Genomic DNA, 22305 nt, shown 5'->3' with positions numbered 1-22305 from the left:
CGGGGCTGATCAGGAGTTGCTGCTGTCGAGGGCCATCGAGACGAGGCTGTCGACGTCCATGTCGTCGACCGAGTCCCCGTCGTCGGCGGCGACCGTTTCGGCTTCGCCGTTCACCAGCCGCAACAGGGCGTCGAGCAGGCCCGCGTCGCGCAGCCGGTCCAGCGAGAGTCCGGCGAGCGCTCGGCGCACCTCGGTTTCCGCCGCGTCACCCAGCAGTTCGGTGCGCAGCAGGTCCACGAGGACGAGCGGGGTCGGGTAGTCGAAGACGAGCGTGGCGGGCAGCGTCAACCCCGTCGCGCCGTTGAGGTTGTTGCGCAGCTCCACCGCGGTGAGCGAGGAGAAGCCGAGTTCGCGGAACGCCCGGTCGGCCTCGATGCCGCCCGCGTTCGCGTGGCCGAGCACCGCGGCGACCTGCTCGCGCACCAGGTCCAGCAGCACGCGGTCACGATCGGTCTCGGGCAGCGCCAGGAGGGTGGTCCGCAGCGCGCTGTCGCCGTCGGAGGTCTCGACCGCGAGCGCCTTGCGCACCTCCGGCAGGTCCGCGATGAGCGGACTCGGCCGGGCGGCGGTGAACAGGGTCGCGAAGCGGTCCCAGTCGACGTCGGCGACGGTGACCGTGGTGTCGCCGGACTCGACGGCCTGCCGCAGCGCGGCCACCGCCCGTTCCGGCCGGAGGGCTGGGAGTCCGCTGCGGCGCAGCACCTCGTCCTGCCCGCCACCCGCCCACGGGCCCCACGCCACCGACAGCCCCGCGAGGCCGCGGGCCCGGCGCTGCTGGGCCAGCGCGTCCAGGAAGGCGCTGCCCGCCGCGTAGGCGGCCTGGTTGGCGCTGCCCCAGACACCGGCCGTGGAGGAGAACACCACGAACGCGTCCAGCGGGGTGTCGCCGAGCAGGTCGTCCAGGTGCGCCGCGCCCATGATCTTGGCGGACAGGACCGAGGAGAACTCCGCGAGGTCGTTGTCCCGCACCGGGGTCGACTGGCCGACCTCGACCGCGTGCACCACGGCGTTCGGCGCGTGCTGGTCGACCACCACGGCGGCCTGGTCGCGTTCGGTCACGTCGCAGCGCACGACCGTGGTCCTGACCCCGAGGTCGGCCAGTTCGGCCAGCAGCTCCGGTGCCTCCTCGGCGTCCGGGGCGGCGGTGAGCACCAGGTGCTCCGCGCCCGCACCGGCCAGCCAGCGGGCGACCTGCCCGCCGAGCGCTCCGGTGCCGCCGGTCACCAGGACGGTGCCGCGCGGCGTCCACGGACCGGTGGACGGCCCGGCGGGCGCGTGCGCCAGCCTGCGGGCCAGCACGCCGCCCTCGCGGATCGCGACCTGGTCCTCGGTGCCCGCGAGGACGCGGGCGAGGTGGTCGAGCACGGTCCCGTCCAGGGCTTCCGGCAGGTCGATCAGGCCGCCCCAGCGGTCGGGGTGCTCCAGCGCGGCGACCACGCCGAGGCCCCAGACCTGGGCCTGCGCGGGGCTGAGCACCGGGTCGCCGGAACCGGTCGACACCGCGCCGCGGGTCGCCGCCCACAGCGGAGCGCCGATCTCGGCGTCGCCGAGGGCCTGCACCAGCACCAGGGTGTCGGTGGCGCTGTCGGACAGCGACAGCACGCCGTCGACCGCGTCGACACCCGCGAGCGCGGCGGTCAGCGCGGCCCGGTCGTCGGACGAGCCGACGGTGACCACGTCGAGACCGCGCTGCCCGAGGCCGGTGACCAGCTCGGACTCCTCCGCACCCGCCGGGGTGACGACCAGCCAGCGGCCGGTGGCCGCGGGGCCGCCGTCGGCGACCGGCGTCCACTCGACGCGGTAGCGCAGGGCGTCCGTGCCGGGGTTCTCGTCGGAGGCGAGCCAGAAGCGCTCACGCTGGAACGGGTAGGTGGGCAGGTCGACCCGGCGGGCGCCGGAACCGGCGAAGAACGGCGTCCAGTCGACCGCCACGCCGCGCACGTGCAGTGCGGCGAGCGCGCCCAGCAGTGCGGGCACCTCGGACCGGTCGGCCCGCTGCGTCGGGACCAGGGTGGCGGTGGTGGCGCTCTCGGCGCCCATCGCGGTCAGCACCGCGTCCGGGCCCAGCTCCAGGAACGTCGACGCACCGGCGGTTTCCAGCGTGCGCACGGCGTGGGCGAAGCGGACGGTGTCGCGGACGTGGTGGACCCAGTAGTCGACCGAGGTCAGCTCCTCGGCGGTGGCGAGTTCCCCGGTCAGCGTGGAGACGATCGGGATGCGCGGGGCGGAGAACGTCAGTTCCTTCGCCACCACGCGGAACTCCTCCAGCATGGCGTCCATGCGCGGCGAGTGGAACGCGTGCGACACGGCCAGGCGCTTGGACTTCCGGTCGCCGAAGCGGGCGACCACGTCCCGCACGGCGTCCTCGTCACCGGCCACCACGACCGACGACGGCCCGTTGACGGCGGCGAGCGAGACCCGGTCGGTCAGGTGCTCCAGCACCTCACCCTCGGTGGCCTGCAGGGCGACCATCGCGCCGCCGGTCGGCAGGGCCTGCATCAGCCGACCGCGAGCGCCGACGAGCGTGGCCGCGTCGTCCAGCGACAGCACCCCGGACACGTGGGCGGCGGCGAGTTCGCCGATGGAGTGGCCCGCGAGGTAGTCGGGCTTGACGCCCCACGACTCGGTGAGCCGGAACAGCGCCACCTCGACCGCGAACAGCGCGGGCTGCGTGTAGCCGGTCTGGTTCAGCAGGTCGGCGTCGTCGCCGAACACGACGTCGCGCAGCGGCAGGTCGAACCGGGCGCACACCGCGTCGAACGCGTCCGCGAACACCGGGAACGCCTCGTACAGCTCACGCCCCATCCCGAGCCGCTGCGAGCCCTGACCGGTGAACAGGAACGCCAGTCGGCCGGTCGCGGTCGACCCGCGCACCACCTCGGGCGCCCCGGTGCCGCCTGCCACGGCCGTGAGACCGCGTTCCAGCTCGTCGGGACCACCCGCGATGACCACCGCGCGGTGCTCCAGCCCGGCCCGGCCGGTGGCCAGCGTGAAGCCGATGTCGGCCAGGTCGGCGTCCACGGTCATCAGGCGAGCGGCCTGCTCGCGCAGGGCCTGCGGGGTCTTGGCCGACAGGATGATCGGCACAACGGGAACGGGGGCCCGCTCCACCTCCGGTTCGGCTGGAGCCTGCTCCACAATGGCGTGGGCGTTGGTGCCGCTCATGCCGAACGACGACACGCCGACCCGGCGAACGCGGCCCGTTTCGGGCCACTCGACGGTCTCGGTCGCCAGTTCGACCGCACCGGCGGACCAGTCGACCTGCGCGGACGGCTCGTCGACGTGCAGGGTCTTGGGCACGATCCCGTGCCGCATCGCCAGCACGGACTTGATGATCGCGGCGACACCGGCGGCGGCCTGCGTGTGGCCGATGTTGGACTTGACGGAGCCCAGCAGCAGCGGCGTTCCCCGGTCCTGGCCGTAGGTCGCGAGCAGCGCCTGCGCCTCGATCGGGTCGCCCAGGGCGGTACCCGTGCCGTGGGCTTCGACGACGTCCACGTCGGACGGTGCCAGGCCCGCGCGGTCCAGCGCACGGCGGATGACCCGCTGCTGCGAAGGACCGTTCGGGGCGGTCAGGCCGTTCGACGCGCCGTCCTGGTTCACGGCCGTGCCGCGCACCACCGCGAGGACCTGGTGGCCGTTGCGCCGCGCGTCGGACAGCCTCTCCACGAGCAGCATCCCGATGCCCTCGCCCCACGCCGTGCCGTCGGCGCCGGACGCGAACGCCTTGCAGCGCCCGTCCACGGCCAGGCCGCGGTTGCGGGAGAAGTCGATGAACGCCCCCGGCGACGACATGATCGTCACGCCACCGGCCAGGGCCAGGTCGCACTCGCCGTTGCGCAGCGCCTGCACGGCGAGGTGCAGGGCCACGAGGGAGGAGGAGCACGCGGTGTCGACCGTGACGGCCGGGCCCTCCAGGCCGAAGGTGTAGGAGATGCGGCCGGAGAACACGCTGGCCGCGTTGCCGGTGCCGAAGAAGCCCTCCAGCTCGCTGGGCAGCGAGGTGAGCGCGGCGCCGTAGTCCTGGCCGTTGGTGCCAGCGAACACGCCGACCTGCTGGCCGCGCACGGACGCCGGGTCGATCCCGGCCCGCTCGAACGCCTCCCACGACGTCTCCAGCAGCAGGCGCTGCTGCGGGTCCATCGCCAGGGCCTCGCGGGGGCTGATCCCGAAGAACGCCGGGTCGAACTCCCCCGCGTCGTGCAGGAACGCGCCTTCGCGGGCGTAGGACTTGCCCGCGGCGTCGGGGTCCGGGTCGTACAGGTCGAGGTCCCAGCCGCGGTCGGCGGGGAAGCCGGTCATCGCGTCGCGGCCCTCGACGAGCAGGCTCCACAGGTCTTCCGGCGACGAGACACCACCGGCGAAGCGGCACGACATGGCCACGATCGCGATCGGGTCGTCGGTCACGGCCGCGGTGACGGGGGTCAGCGCTGTCGTGTTCGATGTGGCGGAGCGGGACCCGACCAGCTCGGTGCGCAGGTGCGCGGCGAGCGCGGCCGGGTTCGGGTAGTCGAACACCAGCGTCGCGGGCAGGCTGAGCCCGGTCGCGGTGACGAGGCTGTTGCGCAGCTCGACGGCGGTCAGCGAGTCGAAGCCCAGCTCCTTGAACGCGCGGTCCGGGCGGACGGCGTCGGCGGAGGCGTGGCCGAGGGCCGAGGCGACCTGCGCGCGCACCAGCTCCACCAGCGCGTGCGCCTGCTCGGCCTCCGGCAGGGCCGCGATCCGGCGGGCCAGCGAGGAGTCCTCGGTGGTCTGGACGGGCTTCTCGGCGACCTCGGGGAGTTCGGCGAGCAGCGGGCTCGGCCGGGCGGCGGTGAAGACCGGCGCGAACCGGGTCCAGTCGACGTCGGCGACCGTGACGGTGGTGTCGTCGGCGCGGATCGCCCGGCGCAGCGCGGTGATCGCGGGGGCGGTCGCCATGCCGACCACACCGCGGCGGCGGAGCTGCTCGGCGGCGTCGCTGCCCTCGACGGCCATGCCCGCGTCGGCCCACGGGCCCCAGGACACCGCGAGAGCGGTCAGCCCACGGGCCCGGCGGGACTCGGCGAGCGCGTCCAGGTGGGCGTTGGCGGAGGCGTAGGCGGCCTGGCCGCCGCTGCCCCAGATGCCCGCGATGGAGGAGAACAGCACGAACGCGTCGACCTCCCCGACCAGCTCGTCCAGGTGCTGGGCACCGGAGACCTTGCCCGCCAGCACCCGCGCGAACGTGTCGAGCCGATGTCCCTCCACCGCTTCGGTGTGGTCCGTGCCCGCGGCGTGGAAGACGGCGGTGGGCGGGTGTTCGGCGACGAGCGCGGCGACGGCGTCGCGGTCGGCCGCGTCGCACGCGGCGATCGTGACGCGAGCGCCCAGGGCTTCGAGGTCGGCGGTCAGCTCGGCGGCACCCGGTGCCCCGGCGCCGCGGCGGGAGGTGAGCACGACGTGCTCCGCGCCCGCACCGGCCAGCCAGCGGGCGACGTGCCCGCCGAGCGCGCCGGTGCCGCCGGTGACCAGGACGGTGCCGCGCGGCGTCCACGCCGTTCCCGCGCCCGCGGGGGCGTGGACGATCCTGCGGCCGAAGACGCCGGACGAGCGGACGGCGACCTGGTCCTCGGACCCGGCCAGCACGGCGGCGAACCGGTCCGCGGCGCGCTTGTCGAGGTCGGCGGGCAGGTCGACCAGGCCACCCCAGCGCTCGGGGTGCTCCAGGGCGACGACCCGGCCGAGGCCCCACAGCTGCGCGGCCTCGGGGGTGCTGGGGCGGTCGGCGCGGCCGGTCATCACGGCTCCGCGCGTCACCAGCCACAGCGGCGCGTCGACGTCGGCGAGCGCCTGGACGGTCAGCAGCGCCTCGGTGACGTCGGCGGGGAACGCGAGCACGCCGTCGAACCGGCCGAGGTCGGCGGCGGACGCCGGGTCGGTGACGGTGACGACCTCGACCCCGCGGTCGGTCAGCGCGGACGCGGCGTCGTCGGTCCCGACGGCCAGCCAGCGGCCACGGGCCGAGGCGGTGCCGACGTCGGTGGGCCGCCACTCGACCCGGTAGCGCCAACCGTCCACGGTGGACTCGCTGCGGGCGTCCCTGCGCCAGCGCGACAGCACCGGCAGCACGGCGTCGAACGCCTGCGAGTCCTCATCGGACAGTGCCGCGCCCAGCGACGCCAGGTCCTCGTGCTCGACGGCGTCCCAGAACTTGGCCTCGATCGAGTCGGGGGCGTACCCGGCCTCCTTGGCGGGCTCGAACCACAGGTGCTCGCGCTGGAAGGCGTAGGTGGGCAGGTCGACGCGCTGCGCGCCGCTGCCCTCGTAGAACGCGGACCAGTCGACGCGGACACCGCGGGCGTGCAGGAGCCCGACCGCGCGCAGCAGGCCCTTGGCCTCCGGCCGGTCGCGGCGCTGCCCGGCGACCAGCACGGCGTCGGTGACGCTGTCCTGGCCCATCGCGGTGAGCACACCGTCCGGGCCCAACTCCAGGAACGTGCTGACGCCCCTGCCCTCCAGCGTGCGGACGGCGTCGGCGAACCGGACGGCGTTGCGCACGTGGCGGACCCAGTAGTCGGGCGACGCCAGGTCCTCCGGGTCTGCGAGCTGCCCGGTCAGCGTGGACACGATCGGGATGCGCGGCGCGTGGAACGTGAGCCGGTCGGCGACCGCGCGGAAGTCGGTGAGCATGGCGTCCATGCGCGGTGAGTGGAACGCGTGCGAGACGCTGAGCTTCTTGGTGCGGCGGTCCGCGAACGCGGCCACGACGGCCTCCACGGCGTCGTCGTCACCGGCCACGACCACCGACGTGGGGCCGTTGACGGCCGCGATCGAGACGCGGCCGACCAGCCGGGCGCGGACCTCGGACTCGGTGGCCTGGATGGCGACCATGGACCCGCCGGTCGGCAGGGCCTGCATCAACCGGCCGCGAGCGCCGACGAGCGCGCAGGCGTCGGCCAGGGACAGCACGCCGGACACGTGGGCGGCGGCGAGTTCGCCGATGGAGTGGCCCGCCAGGTAGTCGGGCTTGACGCCCCACGACTCGACCAGCCGGTACAGCGCGACCTCGACGGCGAACAGCGCGGGCTGCGTGAGACCGGTCTGGTCGAGGGCGTCGGCGTCGGTGCCGAAGACGACCTCGCGGACCGGCACGTCGAACTCCGCGCACACCTCGTCGAAGGCCTTGGCGTAGGCGGGGAACGTCTCGTGCAGCTCGCGGCCCATGCCGAGCCGCTGCGAACCCTGGCCGGTGAACAGGACGGCGAGGGCCCCGTCCACCACGGCACCGGTCGGCGCCTGGCCGAGCACGAGCGCGTCCAGGCCGTCGATCAGCTCGTTCCAGTCCCGCGCCACGACCACCGCGCGGTGGTCGAACGTCGCACGGGTCGCCACGGACGAGTAGCCGACGTCGACCAGCTCGGTGTTCTCGTCGTGCAGGTAGGCGGCCAGGTTCGCGGCCTGCTCGCGCAGCGCCTCGGACGTCTTGCCCGACACCAGCACCGGCACCAGCGGAACCGACGTCCGCTCGACCTTCTCGGGCCGGGCTGCGGGCGCCTCCTCCAGGATCAGGTGGGTGTTGGTGCCCGCGATGCCGAACGCGGACACGGCGGCCCGGCGGGGACGGCCGGTCTCGGGCCACGGGGTGTTCTCGGCCAGCAGCTCGACGGCGCCCGCGGCCCAGTCGATGTGCGGCGACGGCTCCTCGACGTGCAGGGTCTTCGGCGCGACGCCGTGGCGCAGGGCCTCGACCATCTTGATGATGCCCGCGAGACCGGCGGCGGCCTGCGTGTGGCCGAGGTTCGACTTCAGCGAGCCCAGCAGCACCGGGCGGTCGCGGTCCTGGCCGTAGGTGGACAGGATCGCCTGCGCCTCGATCGGGTCACCGAGCCGCGTGCCGGTGCCGTGCGCCTCGACCACGTCGACCTCGTCCGGCGTGAGGCCGGAGTTGGCGAGGGCCTGGCGGATGACGCGCTGCTGCGACGGGCCGTTGGGGGCGGTGAGCGTGCTGGACGCGCCGTCCTGGTTGATGGCGGAACCCCGCACGACGGCGAGGACCTCGTGGCCGTTGCGGCGGGCGTCGGACAGGCGCTCCACCAGGAGCATCCCGACGCCCTCGGACCAGCCGGTGCCGTCGGCGCCGGAGGAGAACGCCTTGCAGCGGCCGTCGGGCGAGAGACCGCTCTGCGTGGCGAACTCGGCGAAGACGGACGGCGTGGCGAGGACCATGACGCCGCCGACGAGCGCGCTGTCGCACTCGCCGTTGCGCAGGGCCTGCGCGGCGAGGTGCAGCGCGACGATCGAGGACGAGCAGGCGGTGTCGACGGTGAACGTGGGGCCTTCCAGGCCGAACGTGTAGGCGATGCGACCGGACATGACGCTGGGGGTGATGCCGGTGAGCACGAGGCCCGCCAGCTCCTCCGGGATGTCCATGCCGTCGCCGTAGTCGGTGGCGCTGCCGCCGATGTAGACGCCGATCTGCTTGCCCCGCACGGACGTCGGGTCCATGCCGGCGCGCTCGAACGTCTCCCACGTGGTCTCCAGGAGCATCCGCTGCTGCGGGTCCATCGCCAGCGCTTCGCGCGGGTTGATGCTGAAGAAGTCGCGGTCGAAAGAGGTCGCGGTCTCGACGAAACCTCCACCGGACACGTCGAACCCGAGCTTGGTGGCCCAGCCGCGGTCGGTGGGGAACGGCGTGATCGCGTCGCGGCCCGAGGTCACCAGGTCCCACAGGTCCTCCGGCGACCGGACACCGCCGGGCAGGCGGCACGCCATCGACACGATCGCGATCGGCTCGTCGGAGCCGACCGTGGACGCGACGGCCTTCTTGGCGCCGGAGTCGCCGGTGTCGACCAGTTCCTCGCGGAGGTGACCGGCGAGCGCCTGGGGCGTCGGGTAGTCGAAGACGACCGTGGCGGGCAGCCGCAGACCGGTGGCGGAGCTGAGGGTGTTGCGCAGCTCCACGGCGGACAGCGAGTCGAGGCCCATGTCGACCAGGCCGCGACCGGCCTGGACCTGGTGGGCGGAGGAGAAGCCGAGCACGATGGCGACCTGGCCGCGGACCATGTCCAGCAGCAGGTCGTCCTGCTCGGCGGGGCTCAGCGCGGCGAGCTTCTGGCTCCACTGCGAGGATTCCGCGCCGCTACCGGCGGCGGCCCTGCGCACCGGCTGGCGGACCAGGCCGCGCAGCAGCGGGTGCAGCTCGGTCTTGCTCGTGCGCAGCGCGGCGAGGTCGAGCTTGATCGGCACGGCCACGGCCGCGTCCAGCGCGAGCGCGGCGTCGAACAGCGACAGGCCCTCGGGCACCGACAGGGCCGGGATGCCCGCGCGGGCCATGCGGGCGAGGTCGACCTTCGACAGGCCCGCGCCCATGCCCGCGCTCTGGTCCCACAGGCCCCAGTCCATCGCGACGGCGGGCAGGCCCAGCGACCGGCGGTGGGTGGCGAGGCCGTTGAGGTAGGTGTTGGCGGCGGCGTAGTTGGCCTGGCCGGGCGAGCCCAGCAGACCGGCCGAGGAGGAGAACAGGGCGAACACGGCCAGGTCTCGGTCCAGCGTCAGCTCGTGCAGGTGCCGGGCGGCGTCGACCTTCGGCGCGAACACGGCGTCGAACCGTTCGGGCGTCAGGGATTCCAGGACCCCGTCGTCCAGCACACCGGCCGTGTGCACGACGCCGGAGAGGTTCGGGATGCCCGCCAGCAGCGCCTCCACGGCGGCGCGGTCGGACACGTCGCAGGCCACGACGTCGACCCGCGCGTCCAGTTCCGCGACCAGTTCGGCGGCACCGGGCGCGTCCGGGCCTCGGCGGGAGGTCAGCACGAGGTGCTGAACTCCTTGGCCGACGAGGTGCCGGGCCAGTTCCGCGCCGAGACCACCGGTGCCGCCGGTGATGAGGACGGTGCCGTCGAGCTTCGCCGGGATGGTGAGGACGACCTTGCCGATGTGCTTGGCCTGGCCGAGGTAGCGGAACGCCTCGGGTGCGCGGTGCAGGTCCCAGGTGGTGACCGGCAGCGGGCTCATGTCGCCCGCGGAGAACCAGTCGTAGAGCTGGTAGAGCATCTCGCGGATGCGCTCGGGCCCGGCCTCGATCAGGTCGAACGCCCGGTAGGTGACGCCGGGGTACTGGGCGGCGACCTCGTCGGCGTCGCGGATGTCGGTCTTGCCCATCTCGACGAACCGGCCGCCGTCACCGAGACCGGCCAGGCGCAGGGAGGCGTCCACGAACTCGCCCGCGAGGGCGTCCAGGACGACGTCGACGCCGCGTCCGCCGGTGGCGGTGGTGAACTGCCGCTCGAAGTCCGTGGTGCGGGAGGAGGCGATGTGGTCCTCGGGCAGGTCGGCCGCGCGCAGCACGTGCCACTTGCCGGTGGACGCGGTGCCGTAGACCTCGCCGCCGAGCCGGCGGGCCACCTGCGTGGCGGCCATGCCGACACCACCGGCGGCTGCGTGGACGAGGACCGACTCGCCGGGCTTGAGGCCGCCCAGGTCGTTGAGGCCGTACAGGGCGGTCAGGAACACCAGCGGCACGGCGGCGGCTTCGGCGAACGACCAGCCGTCGGGCATCGGGCACACCATGCGGTGGTCGGCCAGCGCGACGGGGCCGAACGAGGCGTCCATCATGCCCATGACCCGGTCGCCGACGGCGAGGCGGTCCACGGCGGACCCGACGGCCAGCACGACGCCGGCCGCCTCCAGGCCCATCAGGCCCGCGTCACCGGGGTACATGCCGAGGGTGTTCATGACGTCGCGGAAGTTCACGCCCGCCGCGCGGACGCCGATCCGGACCTGCTCGGGCTCCAGGTCGCGCTCGGCCTCGGGCCACGGGACGGTGATGAGGTTGTCGACGGTGCCCTGCGCGGAGAAGTCCAGCCGCCACGGGCCCTCGGCGTCGAAGCGGGGGACGGTGCCGGAGAACGCCCGCACCAGCCGGGGCGCGTAGGCCTTGCCGCCGCGGACCGCCAGTTCGCTCTCGCCGCTGGCGACCTCGGTGCCCAGCAGGCCCTCCGGGGCGTCGACCAGCACGATCCGGTCGAGGTGCTCGGACTGCGCGGCCCGGATCAGGCCGGACACGGCGGCGTGCGCCAGGTTCGTGGTGTTCTCGCCGGGCAGCGCCGTGACGGCACCGCTGGTCACCACGACCAGCACCGCGTCGGACTCCTCGGCCAGGAACGCCTGCACGTCGGCGAGCACGGAGGCGGTGACCTCGCGGACGTCGCCGTCCGGGACCACCAGCGTGACCGCGTTGGTGTCGGGCGCCTTGTCCTCCAGGGACAGCGGCGTCCAGTCGATGCGGAACAGCGAGTCGGCGTGACCGGTGGCGGACTTCAGCGGTTGGCCGCCGATGGGCCGCAGCACCAGGGAGTCGATCCGCGCGACCGGCGAGCCGCCGCCGTCGGCGACGTGCACCGAGACCGCGTCGCCGTGGCCGGACGGGGAGATCTTGGCGCGCAGCACCGTCGCGCCCGCGGCGTGCAGGCTCACGCCGTTCCACGAGAACGGCAGCGAGCCGCCCTCGCCCTTCCCCGAGTTCAGCGCGAGGGCGTGCAGCACGGCGTCGAGCAGCGCGGGGTGCACACCGAACTTGGCGGCCTGGCGGTGTTCCGAGTCGGGCAGCGCCACCTCGGCGTACACGTCGTCGCCGTCGCGCCACGCGGCCTTGAGGCCCTGGAACACCGGGCCGTAGGACAGGCCGGCACCGGCCAGGTCGTCGTAGACCGGGCCCACCTCGACCGGCTCGGCGCCGGGCGGCGGCCACGCGGTCAGGTCGAACCCGGCGGAGACGGTCTCGTCGGCGAGGACACCGGTGGCGTGGGTGGTCCACGCCGTCTCCTCGTCGCCCTCCGGGCGGGAGTACAGGGTGACCGGGCGGCGGCCGGAGGCGTCGGGCTCGGACACCGACACGCACACCATGACGCCGCCGCGCTCGGGCAGCACCAGCGGCGCCTGGAGCAGCAGCTCGTCGAGGTGGCCGCAGCCGAGCTGGTCACCGGCGCGGATGGCGAGGTCGACCAGGGCGGTGCCGGGCACGACGACGTTGCCCGCGACCACGTGGTCGGCGAGCCAGGCGTTGCCGGACCGGGAGAGGCGGGCGGTGAACAGGGCTTCGCCGTTGGGCGAGAGCAGGACCGCGCCGAGCAGCGGGTGGTCGGTGGCGCCGAGGCCCGCGGACCGCACGTCCTGCTTGGACTTCGTGCCGTCGAGCCAGTAGCGCTCGCGCTGGAACGCGTAGGTGGGCAGCTCGACGCGCACCGCGCCGGAGCCTGCGAAGTAGGAGGACCAGTCGACCCGCACGCCACGGCTGTGCACCGCGCCCAGCGCGGACACGACGCTCCGCACCTCGGAGCGGTCCTTGCGCAGCGCGGGCACCAGGGCGGCGGTCGTGCTCTCGGCGGCCATCGCCGTCAGCACGCCGTCCGGGCCCAGCTCCAGGAACGTCGCCACACCGGCGGTTTCCAGGGTCTTCACCGCGTCGGCGAAGCGGACGGCCTCGCGGACGTGCTTGACCCAGTGGTCCGGCGAGGTGATCTCCTCGGCCGTGACGAGCCCGCCGGTCAGCGTGGAGACGATCGAGATCATCGGGGCGCGGAACGACAGACCCGCCGCGACCGTCCGGAACTCGGCCAGCATCCCGTCCATGCGCGGCGAGTGGAACGCGTGCGACACGGTGAGCCGCTTGGACTTGCGGTCCGCGAAGCGCGCCACGACCTGCTCGACCGCGTCCTCGTCGCCCGCGACGACGACCGAGCGGGGCCCGTTGACCGCGGCGATGGACACGCGGTCGGTCAGGTGGGGGCGAACCTCGTCCTCGGTGGCCTGCACCGCGACCATCGCACCGCCGGTCGGCAGGGCCTGCATCAGCTTGCCGCGCGCGGTGACCAGCGCGGCGGCGTCGGCCAGGGACAGCACCCCGGCGACGTGGGCGGCGGCGAGTTCGCCGATCGAGTGGCCCGCCAGGAAGTCGGGGCGCACGCCCCAGGACTCGACCAGGCGGTAGAGCGCGACCTCGATCGCGAACAGGGCGGGCTGGGTGAACTCGGTCCGGTTGAGCAGGTCCGCGTCGGCCATCGCCTCGGCGAGGCGGGGGTCCAGGTGCGCGCACACGGCGTCGTAGGCCTCGGCGTACACCGGGAACGCGGCGTACAGCTCCTGGCCCATCGCGATCCGCTGGCTGCCCTGGCCGGTGAACAGCACGGCGGTGCGGCCGATCACGGCCTCGTCGCGGACCAGGCCGGGTGCGGTGGAGCCGTCGGCCAGTGCGACGAGACCGGCGAGCAGGTCGTCGCGGCCGTCGGCGACGAGCACGGACCGGTGCTCCAGGTTGGCCCGCGTGGTGGCGGCGGAGAACGCGAGGTCGGCGAGGTCGATCCCCCGCTCCACCAGCGGGACCAGGTTCGCGGCCTGCTCGCGCAGCGCCTCGGGGGTCTTGCCCGACAGCACCACGGGCACGATCGGCAGTTCGTGGCGCTCGGCCACCTCCACATCGAGGAGTGGAGCCTGCTCCAGGATCGCGTGGGCGTTGGTGCCGCTGTAACCGAAGGACGAGACGCCGACGCGGCGGGCGTGACCGGTCTCGGGCCACGGGCGGGTCTCGGTGACCAGCTCGGCCGCGCCGGAGCTCCAGTCGATCTGCGGCGACGGCTCGTCGACGTGCAGCGTCTTCGGGATGACGCCGTGCTGGAGCGACAGGACGGTCTTGATGACCGCGGCGACACCGGCGGCGGCCTGGGTGTGGCCGATGTTGGACTTGACCGAGCCGAGCAGCAGCGGGCGTTCGCGCTCCGGGCCGTAGGCCGCGATGAGCGCCTGCGCCTCGATGGGGTCGCCCAGCTTGGTGCCGGTGCCGTGGGCCTCGATCACGTCGACGTCGAGCGGCGTCAGACCGGCGTTCGACAGCGCCTTGCGGATCACGCGCTGCTGCGACGGACCGTTGGGGGCGGTGAGTCCGTTCGACGCGCCGTCCTGGTTGACCGCCGAGCCGCGCACGACCGCGAGGACCTGGTGGCCGTTGCGGCGGGCGTCGGAGAGGCGTTCCACCAGGACGAGGCCGACGCCGTCGCCCCACACCGTGCCGTCGGCACCGGCGGCGAACGACTTGCAGCGGGAGTCGGCGGACAGGCCGCGGGCGCGGCTGAAGTCGATGAACGCGCCGGGCGTGCACATGATCGTCGCGCCGCCCGCGAGCGCCAGGTCGCACTCGCCGCCGCGCAGCGCCTGGACGGCGAGGTGCAGCGTCACCAGCGACCCGGAGCAAGCGGTGTCGACGGTGACGGCGGGGCCTTCGAGGCCGAACGTGTAGGAGAGGCGGCCGGACACCATGCTGGCCGCGGTGCCGGTGCCGATGTGGCCTTCGAGACCGGCGAAGTCACCCTCGGTGACGACGGAGAAGTAGTCCTGGCCGTTGGTGGAGGTGAACACACCGGTGCGGCTGCCCTTGAGGGACTGGGGGTCGATGCCCGCGCGTTCGAACGTGCGCCACGCGGTCTCCAGCAGCAACCGCTGCTGCGGGTCCATCGTGATCGCCTCGCGCGGGGAGATGCCGAAGAAGCCGGGGTCGAAGTCGGCGGCGCCGTCGACGAAGCCACCCTCCGTGATGTAGGAGGTGCCCTCGTTCTCGGGGTCCGGGTGGTACAGGTTCTCCAGGTCCCAGCCGCGATCGGTGGGGAAAGGCACGATCGCGTCGCGGCCGTCGACGATGAAGTCCCAGAGCTGTTCGGGCGAGGAGATTCCACCCGCGAAACGGCAGTCCATCGCGACGATCGCGATGGGTTCCTGTCCTTTCTCCTCCACCTCCTGCAAACGGTGGCGCGTGTTGTGCAGGTCCGCGGTCACCCGCTTGAGGTAATCACGAAGCTTCTGCTCGTTGGACATTCAACGCCACCTCTTCACAGAAACCAGCACGTCTCCGGCACTTCCGACAGACCACTGATTCGAAAACTAACGAGGGGCCGTCAGGGATGACACCCCTGACGGCCCCCTAGGCGCCCCCTACCCATTTACCCCCTGGAGCTGGGAAAACAGGTGCCCTTATTCGGTTGTCGAGGCAATTCGGGTCACACTCCGAACTCCTTGTCGATGAAGTCGAAGATGGCGTCGTCATCAGCGGTGTTGAGCTGTTCGGCGACGCTCGGGGCCTCCACGGCGGACGAGTACTTGGCGAGCAGCGCCTGGAGCCTGGCGACCACCCCTACCTTGTCCTGCTCACCCAGGTCCGTGCGGGCCGCGGCGCTCTCCAGGAGCCCCAGCTCGTCCAGCACGGGCGTCGCCTCCTGCTCGTCGAGCGCGAGCTTGCCGCGCAGGAACTGGGCCAGTGCGGCGGACGTCGGGTAGTCGAAGACGAGCGTCGCGGGCAGCGCCAGACCGGTCGCCGCGCCGAGCGTGTTGCGCAGCTCGACGGCGGACAGCGAGTCGAAGCCCAGTTCGCTGAAGCCGCGGGTGGGCTGGACCGCGTCGATCCCGGCGTGCCCGAGGACGGCGGCGACCCGCGTCCGGACCACGTCCAGCAGCATCCGGTCGCGTTCCTTCGGGTTCACCGCGCTCAGACGGCTGACCAGGTCGGACGTCTCGGGCTCGGCGGGCGTCCCGGTGGCCGCGTCGCGGACCTCGGGCAGCTCGCTGAGCAGCGGGCTGGGTCGGGCCGCGGTGAACACCGCCGCGAACAGCGCCCAGTCCACGTCGGCCAGCGTGATGGTCGTGTCCCGCTGCGCGAGCGACGTGCGCAGCGCGGCCACGGCCTGCTCGGCGGGCATCACCGTGACGCCGCGGCGGCGGAGCTGCTCCGCCGCGTCGCCGTCGGCCATGCCGCCGTCCGCCCACGGGCCCCACGCGACCGACAGACCGGCCAGGCCGCGGGCTCGCCGCGATTCGGCCAGGCCGTCGAGGGCCGCGTTCGCCGCGGAGTAGGCGGACTGGCCGCCGCTGCCCCACGTGCCCGCGATGGAGGAGAACAGCACGAACGCGTCCACGTCCCCGACCAGCTCGTCCAGGTTCCGGGCCCCGGCCACCTTCGCCGCCAGCACGGCGTCGAACTCGGCCAGGTCGTGGTCCTCCAGCGGCTGGAACAGCTCCACGCCCGCCGTGTGCACCACGGACGTCGGCGGGTGCTCGGCCACCAGTGCCGCGACGGCGTCCCGGTCGGCGACGTCGCACGCGGCCACGGTGACCCGTGCGCCGAGGGCCTCCAGTTCGGCGGTCAGCTCCGCGGCTCCCGGTGCGGCGGCACCGCGGCGGGAGGTGAGCACCAGGTGCTCCGCGCCCGCACCGGCCAGCCAGCGGGCCACGTGCCCGCCGAGCGCGCCCGTGCCGCCGGTGACCAGGACCGTGCCGCTCGGTGTCCACTCCGCGGCGCCGTCCTCGGCGGGTGCGTGCGCGAGGCGTCGGCCGAACACGCCGTTCTCGCGGATCGCGACCTGGTCCTCGGTGCCCGCCAGGGTGGCGGTGAGGGCGTCCAGCGCGTGGTCGTCCAGGGTGGACGGCAGGTCGACCAGGCCACCCCAGCGGTTCGGGTGCTCCAGGGCGACGACCCGGCCGAGTCCCCAGACCCCGGACCGCACCGGGTCCACGTCCTCGCCGCCGGTCGACACCCCGCCGCGGGTCAGGCACCACAGGGGCGCGTCGACCACGGCGTCGCCGAGGGCCTGCACCAGGACCGCGGTCGACAGCGGGTCGGCCGCGAGCGACAGCACGCCGTCGACCGGGCCGGCGGTGATCAGCTCTTCGGCGAGCCGGTCGCGGTCGGTCGACGCGTCGACCGGCACGACCTCGACACCGCGGGCGGTCAGGCCCGCCAGGAGGGCGGCGTCGTGGCCGTTCTCCGGTGCCACGACCAGCCAGCGGCCCGCCGTCGACGATCCCGTGGTGATCCGCTCCCAGCGGACCCGGTAGCGCCAGCCGTCGGCGGCGGAGCGTTCCCGGCGGGTGCGGCGCCACGACGACAGCGCGGGCAGCACCTCGCTGAGCGGCCGGTCGCCGTCCAGCGCCAGGGTCGAGCTGATCGACTCCAGGTCGCCGTTCTCCACGGCCTCCCAGAACCGGGCGTCCACCTCGTCCACGGTGATCGCGGCCGGGTCGCCCGCGAGCCAGAACCGCTCGTGCTGGAACGCGTACGTCGGCAGGTCGATCCGCCGAGCGCCGCTGCCCGCGAAGTACGCGGCCCAGTCGACCGGCACGCCCCGCTCGTGGATCCTGCCCAGCGCGGCGAGCAGCGTGCGGGCCTCGGGCCGGTTCTTCCGCAGGGCGGGCACCAGTTCGGCGTCGGTCACGCTGTCCGCGCCCATCGCGGTGAGCACGGCGTCCGGGCCCAGTTCCAGGAACGTGGACACGCCCTCGGCCTCCAGGGTCCGCACCGCGTCGGAGAACCGCACGGCCTCGCGGACGTGCCGCACCCAGTACTCGGGCGAGCACAGCTCCTCGGTGGTGGCGATCGCGCCCGTGAGGGTGGAGACGATCGGGATGCGCGGGGCGTTGAACGCCATGCCCTTCGCGACGACCAGGAACTCGTCGAGCACGTCGTCCATCAGCGGCGAGTGGAACGCGTGCGACACGGCCAGGCGCTTGGACTTCCGGTCGCCGAAGTGGGCGAGCACGTCGGCCACGGCGCTCTCTGCGCCGGAGACGACCACCGAGTTCGGTCCGTTGACCGCCGCGATGGACACGTGGTCGGTGAGGTGCGGTCGCACCTCCTCCTCCGCGGCCTGGACGGCGACCATCGCGCCGCCCTCGGGCAGGGCCTGCATGAGCGAGCCGCGCGCCGCGACCAGCACGGCCGCGTCCTCCAGGGTCAGCACCCCGGAGACGTGGGCGGCGGCCAGTTCGCCGATGGAGTGGCCCGCCAGGAAGTCCGGGCGGACACCCCACGACTCGACGAGGCGGTAGAGCGCGACCTCGACGGCGAACAGCGCGGGCTGCGCGAACTCCGTGCGGTCCAGGGACTCGTCCAAGCGGACGTCCAGCACGGCGGCGACCTCGTCGAACGCCTTGGCGAACGCCGGGAACGCCTCGTGCAGCTCACGTCCCATGTCGATCCGCTGCGAACCCTGGCCGGTGAACAGGAACGCGAGCCGCCCGCCGACCGCGGCACCGGTCGGCTCGAACGCCTCCAGCTGCCTGGTCAGGTCGTCGTGGTCCTCGGCCACGAGCACCGCGCGGTGCTCCAACCGGGCCCGCGAGGTGGCCAGCGAGAACCCGAGGTCCAGCAGGTCGGCCGACGGCACCCGTCGTGCCTGCGCCCTCAGCGCTTCCGGGGTCCTGCCGGACAGCACGATCGGGACCAGCGCCGGGGACTTCCGGTCGGCCGCGGGAACATCGGCTTCGGGCGCCTGCTCGATGATCGTGTGCGCGTTGGTGCCGCTGATGCCGAACGACGACACCGCCGCGCGCCGCGGACGTCCCGAGCTCGGCCACTCGCGCTGCTCGGTCAGCAGCTCGACCGAGCCGGAAGCCCAGTCGACGTGCGAGGTCGGCGCGCTGACGTGCAGCGTCTTGGGTGCGACCCCGTGGCGCAGGGCCTGCACCATCTTGATCACACCGCCGACGCCCGCCGCGGCCTGGGCGTGACCGATGTTGGACTTGAGCGAGCCCAGCAGCAGCGGGGTCTCGCGGTCCTGGCCGTAGGTGGCCAGCAGCGCCTGCACCTCGATCGGGTCGCCGAGCGGCGTGCCCGTGCCGTGCCCCTCCACCACGTCGATGTCCGACGTGGACAGACCGGCGTTCGCGAGGGCCTGGCGGATGACCCGCTGCTGCGACGGGCCGTTCGGCGCGGTGAGCGTGCTGGACGCGCCGTCCTGGTTGATCGCGCTGCCCCTGACGACGGCGAGGACCTGGTGGCCGTTGCGCCGCGCGTCGGAGAGCCGCTCGACCAGGAGCACGCCGACGCCCTCGGACCAGCCGGTGCCGTCCGCGCCCTCGGAGTAGGCCTTGGAACGGCCGTCGGCGGACAGCCCGCGCTGGCGGGAGAAGTCGACGAACGTGTCGGGCGTGGCCATGACGGTCACACCACCGGCGAGCGCGAGGTCGCACTCACCGGTCCGCAGGGCCTGCACGGCCCAGTGCAGCGCGACGAGCGACGACGAGCAGGCCGTGTCGACCGTGACGGCCGGGCCTTCGAGGCCGAACGTGTAGGAGACGCGGCCGGACACGACGCTGCCGGAGGTGCCGGTGCCGAGGTAGCCCTCGACCTCGTCCGGGACGGTCCCGAGGTTCGTGGCGTAGTCGTGGTACATCAGGCCCGCGAACACGCCGGTGCGGCTCCCCCGCACCGTCGTGGGGTCGATGCCCGCGCGTTCGAACGCCTCCCACGACGTCTCCAGCAGCAGTCGCTGCTGCGGGTCCATCGCCAGGGCCTCCCGCGGCGAGATCCCGAAGAACGCCGGGTCGAAGTCGCCCGCCTCGTGCAGGAACCCGCCCTCGCGGGTGTAGGTCTTGCCGATGGCGTCGGGGTTCGGGTCGTACAGGCCGTCGAGGTCCCAGCCGCGACCGGTCGGGAACCCGGACACCGCGTCGCGGCCGTCGAGCACGAGCTGCCACAGGTCCTCCGGCGACCGGACGCCGCCGGGGAAGCGGCAGGCCATCGCGACGATCGCGATCGGGTCGTCGTTCGCGACCTTCGCCGCCACGACCTGCTCGACGACCTCGTCCTCGTCCACCAGCTCGGTGCGCAGGTGCGCGGCCAGGGCCAGGGAGGTCGGGTAGTCGAACACCACGGTCGCGGGCAGCCGCAGTCCGGTCGCGGCGCCGAGCGCGTTGCGCAGCTCCACGGCGGACAGCGAGTCCAGGCCCATCTCGACGAGGCCGCGGCCCGGTTCGACCTGGCCGGCGTCCCGGTAGCCCAGGACGGTCGCGACCCGGCCGCGCACCAGGTCCAGCAGCAGCCGGTCCTGCTCCTCGGTCGGGACTCCCAGGAGCTTCTGGGACCACCGCGCCGATTCGGCGGACGCCTTGGCGGCGGTGCGGCGCTTCGGCGCGCGGACCAGGCCGCGCAGCAGGGCGGGCACCTCGGTGCTCGTGCGGAGCACGGCGGTGTCGAGCTTCATCGGCAGCGCCAGCGCCGTGTCCGCCCGCAGGGCGGCGTCGAACAGCGCGAGCCCGTCGGCGACGGGCAGCACCGGCATCCCCGCGCGGGCCATCCGCGCGAGGTCGGCGGGCGAGAGGCCCGCGCCCATGCCCGTGGTCTGCTCCCACACGCCCCAGGCCAGCGAGATCGCCGCCTGGCCGGTGGCGCGGCGGTGGGCGGCGAGGCCGTCCAGGTAGGTGTTGGCCGCCGCGTAGTTCGCCTGGCCCGGCGCGCCGAGCACACCCGACGAGGACGAGAACAGCGCGAACAGCTCCAGCTCACCGGTCAGCTCGTGCAGGTGCCGGGCCGCGTCGGCCTTGGGGGCCAGCACGGTCGCGAAGCGCCGCGGCGTCAGGGATTCCAGGACGCCGTCGTCCAGCACACCGGCGGTGTGCACGACACCGGTCAAGTTCTCGACGCCCGCGAGGAGCTTCTCCACGGCAGCGCGGTCCGAGACGTCGCAGGCGACCACGTCGACCCGTGCGTCCAGTTCCGCGACCAGCTCGGCCGCGCCCGGTGCCGCGAGGCCGCGGCGGGACGTGAGCACCAGGTGCCGCACGCCGTGCTCCGCGACCAGGTGCCGGGCCAGTTCCGCGCCCAGTCCGCCCGTGCCGCCGGTGACCAGCACCGTGCCGGTGAGGGTCTTGCGGGCTCCCAGCGCCAGCGGCACCAGGCGCGGCGCGTACACCGCGCCACCGCGGACCGCCATCTCCGGTTCGCCGAAGCCGACCAGCGGTGCGGAGTCGTCGCTGTCCACCAGCACGATCCGGTCCGGGTGCTCCGACTGCGCCGAGCGCACCAGCCCGGACACGGCGGCCTGCGCCGGGGACACGTCCTCGCCCGCGACCGACACCGCGCCGGACGTCACGACGACGAGCCGGTCCCGTTCGCCCGCCAGGAACTCCTGGAGGTCGGCCAGCACACCCGCGACCACGTCGTGCAGGTCGCCGTCCGGCACGACCAGGACCTGGGCGTCCGGGTCCGGGGCGACGTCGTCGGTCGGCAGGGCCGTCCACTCGACGCCGTAGAGCGGGTCGGTGGCCTTGCGGTCGATGCCGCCGAACTCCCGCAGCACCACCGAGTCCACCCGCACGACGGGTGCTCCCGTCCCGTCGGCGGCCAGCACGGTGACGGAGCCGCCGCGGGTGGTGACCCTGGCCCGCAGCACCGAGGCGCCCGCGGCGAACAGGCTCACGCCCGCCCAGGAGAACGGCAGCGCGCCCGGTCCGGTCTGGCCGATGCCGATGGCGTGCAGCACGGAGTCCAGCAGTGCCGGGTGCACGCCGAACTCGGCGGCCTGGCGGTGCTCCGACTCGGCCTCCACGTAGAGGTCGTCGCCGTCGCGCCACGCGGCCTTGAGGCCCTGGAACACCGGGCCGTAGACGAGTCCGCTCGCGGCCAGGTCGTCGTACAGCGTGGTCACGTCGAGCGCGGTGGCGCCGGCCGGCGGCCAGGTGGTCAGGTCGAAGTCCGGTGCGGTGGTCTGGTCGGTCAGGAAGCCGGTGGCGTGGGTCGTCCACAGCACCTCGTCGCCGTCGGGCCGCGACAGCACGGTCACCGCGCGGCGGCCGTCGTCCGGTTCGCCGACCGCGACGTGCAGGCTGACGCCTCCGCGCTCCGGCAGGACGAGGGGTTCGCGCAGCAGCAGTTCTTCCAGGTGCCCGCAGCCGACCTCGTCACCCGCCCGGACCACCAGTTCGACCAGCGCGGTGCCGGGCACGACGACCGCGCCCGCGACCACGTGGTCACCGAGCCAGCCGTGCGACGCCACCGACAGCCGCGCCGTCGCCAGCACACCGCCGTCGGGCATCGGCAGGACCGCGCCGAGCAGCGGGTGGTCCGCCGAGTCCAGGCCTGCCGACGTGACGTCGCCGACCGAACCGGAGCCCTCCAGCCAGAACCGCTCGCGCTGGAACGGGTACGTCGGCAGAGCGACCCGCCGCGCGCCGGTCCCGGCGAAGTAGGCGGCCCAGTCCACGTCGACACCGCGGGCGTGCGCCTTGCCGACGGCGGCGACCAGCGTCTTGGCCTCGTCGCGGTCCCTGCGCAGGCCGGCGATCAGCACCGCGTCGCGGACGGACTCCTGGCCCATCGCGGTGAGCACGCCGTCGGGACCCAGCTCCAGGAACGTCGTGACGCCCTTGGCCTCCAGCGTCGTGACCGCGTCGGCGAACCGCACCGCCTCCCGGACGTGCCGCACCCAGTACTCCGGGTCCGTCACCTCGCCCAGCATCGGGATCTTCGGCTCGTGGAACGTCAGCGTCGAGACCACCGCGCGGAAGTCGTCCAGCATCGGGTCCATC

The 22305-nt window shown here is 73.9% G+C and carries 1 protein-coding gene and 1 pseudogene; both read right to left on the bottom strand.

All coding sequences use genetic code 11. The annotated features are described in order from the left end of the window. Window positions 1-9: 9 nt before the first annotated feature. Complete coding sequence (locus VFZ92_RS13070; RefSeq protein ID WP_330876152.1) at window positions 10-14823, bottom strand: type I polyketide synthase; 14814 nt, start codon at window positions 14821-14823, stop codon at window positions 10-12. Window positions 14824-15005: 182 nt separating this feature from the next. Beyond that, a pseudogene (locus VFZ92_RS13065) lies at window positions 15006-22295 on the bottom strand (type I polyketide synthase); the annotation flags it as partial. Window positions 22296-22305 lie beyond the last annotated feature (10 nt).

Origin of the sequence: Umezawaea sp., assembly GCF_036375055.1 — a bacterium.
Taxonomy (GTDB): Bacteria; Actinomycetota; Actinomycetes; order Mycobacteriales; family Pseudonocardiaceae; genus Umezawaea.
The sequence above is the reverse complement of the archived record's forward strand: the minus strand, read 5'-3'. Positions and strand labels throughout refer to the sequence as shown.

Coding starts and splice junctions, on each gene's coding strand:
- VFZ92_RS13070 (WP_330876152.1), bottom strand. CDS start 14,823: ATGTCCAACGAGCAGAAGCTTCGTGATTACCTCAAGCGGGTGACCGCG.